Here is a 6,650-nt window from a genome sequence, read left to right as displayed (position 1 = left end):
AATAGATATTCAATGAAAAACATAGACAACAAATAAAAAAAACTACAAAAAATAATTTACAATCTAACCACAACTAAGAAAATTCACTGTCATCCATCAACTGAAAAATTAATTATTGCACAGCCAAATAAAACAATAAAATTATATGAAATACTCATTTAATTATTCCAATTAAATCCAAAATATTAACAAAAATATTTAAGATTTGAAATATATAAATTATTATAATTAAAAAGAAGAGGATTAACTATGGAAGACACAAAAGAACGTTTTGAAGAAATGGCTAGTGACTACAATGAAGATATTGTTAAATTAATACCAAAATATAATGAAATGCTTGAATCATTACTAAATAGTGTTGAATTTAATACTGATAGTGAAATAAAGGTTTTAGAACTTGGTTCAGGAACTGGAATACTTACTAAAAAAATAAAAGAAAGATTCCCAAATAGTGAAATAGTTTCAATAGATTTATCATATAATATGGTTGAAAAAGCTAAAGAAAACCTTAAATCATATGGAAATATTGAATTTAAAGTAGGAGACTTTACAAAAATAGATTTAGGTTCTGGTTATGATGTAGTCATATCATCATTAGCTATTCATCACCTTGAAGCAAATCCTGATAAAATAGAATTATTCAGCCGAATTTATGATAGTTTGAAAGAAAATGGAATATTTTACAATGCTGATGTTCTTTTAGGATCTTCTGAGTATATTAAATATATTAATTCATATATATTCAAAGAATATTTAAAAATTAACTTTACAGAAGAAGAAATATTAAAAATAGCTAAAAACAGAGAAGAAGTTGATTACCCTTCTACATTATTTAATCAATTAAACTGGTTAGAAAGAGTAGGATTTAGAAACATTGAAGTTGTTTGGAAATATTATGGTCATGGAGTTTATGGTGGTAAAAAAAGAACATGAATGATTTTTTAATTCTATGATTTATAAATCAAATCCTATTTTTAATGAAAAAATAAGATTTGCAAATAATTAATCTGGTCCATGCATCTTTTATCTTTCATTTCTCAAAATAGATTCTAAGATTCTATCAGGCGCATCTTCCTTGAAATTAATAATCTATGTTAATGGTAGTATAATTATTTATATTTAAATAGAATTATAAAAGAGAATCAAAAAAGTGAAAAATTACTCAGCAGTTGGAGGAGTAATTATTCTTTCTTTTTTCACTTCTTTAGGAATTACTTTTTTATTCAGATTATCTTCACCAAATAATTCAGAAATTCCACCAATTGAACCTAAAATTCCAGATACTTCAGCAGGAAGGAATATTTTAGTAGAGTTACCATCAGCGATCTTTTCTAATGCTTCTAAGTACTTAATAGCTATTAAATCATTAGTAGGATTACCTTCATGAATAGACTGGTATACGCTAACGTTTGCTGTTGCTTCCCCTTCAGCAATAGCTATTTCTTGGTATTTATTAGCATCTGCTACTTTTTTAATAGCTTCAGCTTGACCTTCTGATTCTAAAATAGCTGCTTGTTTGTCACCTTCAGCTCTTTTAATTTCAGATTGTTTATATCCCTCAGCTTCAAGTATAGATGCTCTTTTCATACGTTCAGCTTTCATTTGTTTACTCATTGCATCTACAATATCTTTTGGAGGCTCAATTCTTTGAATTTCCACTCTTACAACACGAGTCCCCCATTTATCAGTTGCTCCATCAAGAACTTCTCTTAAATGAGTATTTATCATTTCTCTTGATGTTAATGTCTGATCAAGCTCCAAATCCCCTACAATATTTCTTAAATTAGTTTGTGCAAGTTTTGTAATAGCTTGATAAAAGTTTACAACATTATAAACTGCATTAAATGGATCAACCACTTCATAAAATATTACACAGTCAACAATAACTACAGTGTTATCTTTTGTAATAACCTCTTGTGGAGGAACATCAACAACCTGTTCACGAAGATCTACTTTCCTGATAGTCTCAATAAATGGAACTATAATTACAAGCCCACTTTCAACAGTTCTTTGATATTTACCTAATCGTTCAACAACACCTTTTTCGTAAGGTCTAAGTATTTTAGCAGCTTTAGCAGCTAAAACTATTACAACTATAAATATTACAAATAATAATAAATAATCCATTTATTCCACCTTTATTTTTAATACAATATTTTAAATAAACATATAATTAATTATTTAGCTAAACTATTATTAAAAGCTATTTTTTTCTAACGAATAACTTAACTCCTTGAATCTTTTCTACAATTACTTTCTCACCAACATCAATTTCTGTATCAGATATTGCCTTCCACTGGTCTCCTATAAAATCAACTGTCCCCATTGCATCTTCAATGATTTTTTCTATTACAATCCCTTCTTTTCCAATTAATCGATCTGAATTAGCTTTTTTATCTGATGAGTTTTTTGTTAATCTTGATGATATTGGTCTTAATAGTATAACGCATATTATTGTAACTACTGCAAAAACTAATATTTGAACAATAGGATCAAAACCTAAATAGTTAACAAGCCCTGCAAAGGCAGAGCCTACTGCAATAGACAACAAATAGAATGTAACAGTTAGAAGCTCACCTAATACCAAAATTACTGCAAATATCAACCAAAATTCTAAACTAAACATTTTAAGCCTCCATAATATTAAATATTTTAATCATTATTTAAATAGTGCTTTAAACAATATTCTTAATAGAATTTACAAATTCATTAATCTTTGAATTAGGATTTGATTTAATTTCTTCCTTATTTAAAGTTAAAATAGCTATAGGATCTTTTTCTACAATTTCAGTCATTTTAGCTATCGTTGAAGCACTACTACCTCCTGCAGTTGAAATAAATGAAACTCTATTAAATTTCTCTTTATTTTCAGTTAAATAAGTTAAAATTGGTGTAGCCATAGTAGCCGCCCAAACAGGAGTACCTATAATTACAATATCATAATCTGAAGGATCTTTTGTTATAGGTTTAATATCTGCAGACTTCTTTCTAATTGCATCTAACCCTGCAAGTAAATAATTTGGTTTTGATTCATTGCTATAAACTATTTCTTCTAAATCAGCCCCCAGCTCCTTAGCTATTTTTTTAGCTATTTTTTCTGTAGTTTGTGTTCTTGAATAATAAGTAACCAAAATCTTCATACTAAAAACTATGATTTTTAATATTAATAAAAGTATTTCTTATATTTTAAAATGGTTTATTTTTGGAAATAGCTTTTGATCAAACTTTTTCTAAAAGTTTGTCTCATATAATTAATTATTAAAAATATAGTTCAATGTTAATATAAAATAATTCATGAATAAACTAACAAAACAAAATTAATATATATTAGTTCAAATATAAAATAGTATAGAATTATTTAATAATAGACATGAAAATAAATGTGATATAATGATTGAAGAAAAACAAATCAATAATATAAAACAGGTAAGAGAAGAAAAAAAACTTGAAGCAAATAAACTTAAAGATGAAGCTATTTTAAGACAACAAAAAGGAGAGACTCATTTAAAAGAAGAAATTAATCAAGATGAAAGTAAAAAAATATTGAAAAATAAATATAATAATGAAAGAGTAGGATATGTACATGAAAATACTGAAGATAAAGAATCTTATTTAAATAAAAAAGCTATTAAAGAAGCTAAAAAAGAAGAAATTGAAAACAAAAGTAATATAGAACAAATAAGAAATGAAAATATTAGAAAAGCTGAAGATATAAGAAATAAAGCTTTAAAAGATGAATAACAAATATTATGTTATTAAATGTTGTTTAATTTTAATAATCTTTTAATTTTTCTTTTATTTCATTCAAAACTGCTTTATGCATTCTTTTTGAAAATTCTCCTTTGTCTGTTTGAGATAAAACATCTAAATACCCTTGAGATACTAAATTAAATGCAAATGGGGAAGGGATAATAGTATTTATTCTTTTAATCTCTAATTGATTGCTTTCTATCCATTGAAGAACTTTTTTTGCATTTTTAATATCCATATAATCTTCTATAACTTCCCGTCTTGCTTCTTTTAAAATTGAAAAATTATCATCCATATCTCTAATAAACTTTAAAAGTATTTTTCCTCTTACATGTTGCCTTCCAGCAGACTTTGAATTTCCTTTATAATTACGAAGAGTCATTAATGACCTTCCAGCACAATGACGAAATCTACTTGCTAAGGTTTCTGTCTGATTAATAGCATTTATGAGTATTGACTCGATATTCTTTGAACTTAGATCTTTGAATGCTTCTAATCCATAAATTTTTCCTTCAGAAGATAGATAAAATCCATTATCTGATATTGAAATTGTAATATCAACATCATATTTTTTAGAGATTATATAAGCTATTGCTCGAGATAAGGCATCATTTGTTTGTCTACCAAATAATGAATGGAAAATAACGAATTTTCTCCCTCCAAATCCAGTATAATACTCGATTAATAATTTTTTAGTGCTTGGAATTTGAGCATATGCATACTGCTCAAAGAAGTATTCATAAATAGAGTTAGCTGCAAACTCATCTACATATAAATAGCTATTTAAAAATTCAATGAATTCTTCTTTAGTTCTGTTTTCTTTGAATTTTCCTTCCATGATTGCCCTAAATCTTTGGATATTCACTGCAAGGTCAAAAGACAATGGAAGTTGAGATGAAAACCATGAAGGAATTGTTGGAGCACCATTAGATGGTGAAACATTTATCGTCATTCCCCTACCATAGTTAAACCTGAATATTGACCCACCTAAGACAAAAGTATCTCCTTTTTTAAGTTTATCCATGAAATCTTGTTCTATTTTACCAACTACCTCACCATCACATTTAACTTTTACTGCTGATGAATCTGGAATAGTTCCAATATTTGTTGAATATAACATTCTAGCAAGTCGACCTCTTTTTCCAAAGGTATTTTCTTTATAATCTATCCAAATTTTAGCATAAACATACCTTTCTTCAAGTTCTACATATTCTCCAGCTAAATAGCTAAGAACATCTTCATAGTCATCCCGTGTTAAGTCTTTATAACAATAGCTTTTTCTAACTACATCATATGCATAATCAATATCCCAAGGGTTTTCTATTGCCATTCCATAAATATGCTGTGCTAAAACATCTAAAGGATTGTGAAGAAACTTTAATTTATCAATTTTTCCTTCTTTAGCACATTTCAGAATAATTGAACACTCTACTAAGTCGTCTCTATCTGTAACAAGTATTCTCCCTTTTGATTTCTCATTTATTTGGTGCCCACTTCTTCCAATTCTTTGAAGCGCTCTTGCAACAGATTTTGGAGAGTTAATTAAAACAACAAGATCAATATATCCAATATCAATTCCAAGTTCAAGAGACGTTGAAGATATAACTGCTTTAAGTTTACCTTCTTTTAAATTATCCTCTGTAGTAAGTCGCATCTCGCGGGAAAGTGATGAATGATGACCCATTAAATTATTTGAGTCATAATTCTCTGGAAACATTTTCTTTAAGTTAAAAACCAAACTTTCAGAACCACTACGAGTATTTGTAAAGACTAATGTGGTTTTATGCTCCATTATAAGATCATCTAAAAGATTATACATTGCAAGTCTTGTTTCTTCACTATCTGCAATTACGATATCATCTACTGGAGATAAAACCTCAATATCAAGTTCTTTTAGATAATTTACATCAGCTATTAAACAATCACGAGCAATTCCATATTCAAAACCAACTAAAAAATTAGCAATCTCTTCAATTGGTGCAACTGTTGCTGAAAGACCAATTCTTGTAAAATTTCCAATTAAATGTTGAAGTCTCTCAAGAGATAAGCTTAAATGAACTCCTCGCTTATTATCTGCAAGTGCATGAATTTCATCAATAATTAAATATTTAACATTAGCTAATTTCTCTCTAAATTTAGGTGCAACAAGTAAAATTGATAATGTTTCAGGTGTTGTAATGAGAATATGAGGTGGTTTTTTAAGCATTTTAGATCTTTGATACTGAGAAGTATCACCAGTTCTAACTGCTTTTCGTATGTTCAATTCTCCTCCAGATATTTTTTCAATTTCTTTCAAAGGAATTTCTAAGTTCTTATCCACATCATTATCCAAAGCTTTAAGTGGAGAAATATAAATACAATATACTTTATCCTCTAATTGACTTTTATCAGCTAAAAAAGTTAATTCACTTATAATAGATAAAAAAGCAGTTAAAGTTTTACCCGAACCCGTAGGAGAAGATATTAAAATGTTACGATTCTTATGAATTTCATAAATAGCTTGTTTTTGTGCTAATGTAAAATCATCAAACTCCTTATCAAACCACTCGCGAACCCATGGATGTAAAATCTTATATATTTGACCTTTTGAATATGTTTTATCTTGTTTTTTGATCATATAATGAACATCCTTAAAGTTATAGTTAAATTACATTTAACATCAAATTATATTAATTAATATTGAAGATTACATTTAAAAACATAGCTATTAAAAAAATATAGATAAACAATTAAAATATATTAAATATATAGATAAATAATTATAATTAAATAATTGGCTGTGCAATAATTAATTTTTCAGTTGATGGATGACAGTGAATTTTCTTAGTTGTGGTTAGATTGTAAATTATTTTTTGTAGTTTTTTTTATTTGTTGTCTATGTTTTTCATTGAATATCTATT

6 protein-coding genes are annotated in these 6,650 nt (G+C 27.1%); 2 read left to right on the top strand and 4 right to left on the bottom strand.

Going from position 1 to position 6,650, the window contains the following annotated elements; all coding sequences use genetic code 11:
* The first annotated feature begins 249 nt into the window (after positions 1–249).
* Positions 250–933 (top strand): class I SAM-dependent methyltransferase, encoded by a 684-nt coding sequence (locus MBFIL_RS01675; RefSeq protein WP_066970871.1) that lies wholly within the window; start codon positions 250–252, stop codon positions 931–933.
* Between the two features lie 225 nt (positions 934–1,158).
* Here MBFIL_RS01675 and MBFIL_RS01670 read toward each other — a convergent pair whose 3' ends face one another.
* The 3 genes from MBFIL_RS01670 to MBFIL_RS01660 form a co-directional block, all read right to left on the bottom strand.
* Positions 1,159–2,127: an SPFH domain-containing protein gene (locus tag MBFIL_RS01670; protein ID WP_066970869.1), complete on the bottom strand. Its 969-nt coding sequence runs from the start codon at positions 2,125–2,127 to the stop codon at positions 1,159–1,161.
* Positions 2,128–2,203: 76 nt separating this feature from the next.
* The gene (locus tag MBFIL_RS01665) at positions 2,204–2,626 is read right to left on the bottom strand and encodes an NfeD family protein (protein WP_066970867.1); all 423 of its coding nucleotides are present in this window, start codon (positions 2,624–2,626) and stop codon (positions 2,204–2,206) included.
* A 49-nt stretch (positions 2,627–2,675) separates the two neighbouring features.
* Positions 2,676–3,140, bottom strand: a complete 465-nt coding sequence (locus MBFIL_RS01660; protein WP_066970865.1) for a flavodoxin family protein — start codon at positions 3,138–3,140, stop codon at positions 2,676–2,678.
* Positions 3,141–3,390: 250 nt separating this feature from the next.
* On the opposite strand from MBFIL_RS01660, the gene MBFIL_RS01655 reads away from it, so the two are divergent.
* The gene (locus MBFIL_RS01655; RefSeq protein ID WP_066970863.1) at positions 3,391–3,741 is read left to right on the top strand and encodes a hypothetical protein; all 351 of its coding nucleotides are present in this window, start codon (positions 3,391–3,393) and stop codon (positions 3,739–3,741) included.
* Positions 3,742–3,772: 31 nt separating this feature from the next.
* Here MBFIL_RS01655 and MBFIL_RS01650 read toward each other — a convergent pair whose 3' ends face one another.
* A complete protein-coding gene (locus MBFIL_RS01650; RefSeq protein WP_066970861.1) occupies positions 3,773–6,367 on the bottom strand; it encodes an ATP-dependent helicase in 2,595 nt (864 codons plus the stop codon).
* Positions 6,368–6,650: the final 283 nt, after the last annotated feature.

It is taken from the genome of Methanobrevibacter filiformis (genome assembly GCF_001639265.1).
Lineage (GTDB): Archaea > Methanobacteriota > Methanobacteria > Methanobacteriales > Methanobacteriaceae > Methanacia > Methanacia filiformis.
The sequence above is the reverse complement of the archived record's forward strand: the minus strand, read 5'-3'. Positions and strand labels throughout refer to the sequence as shown.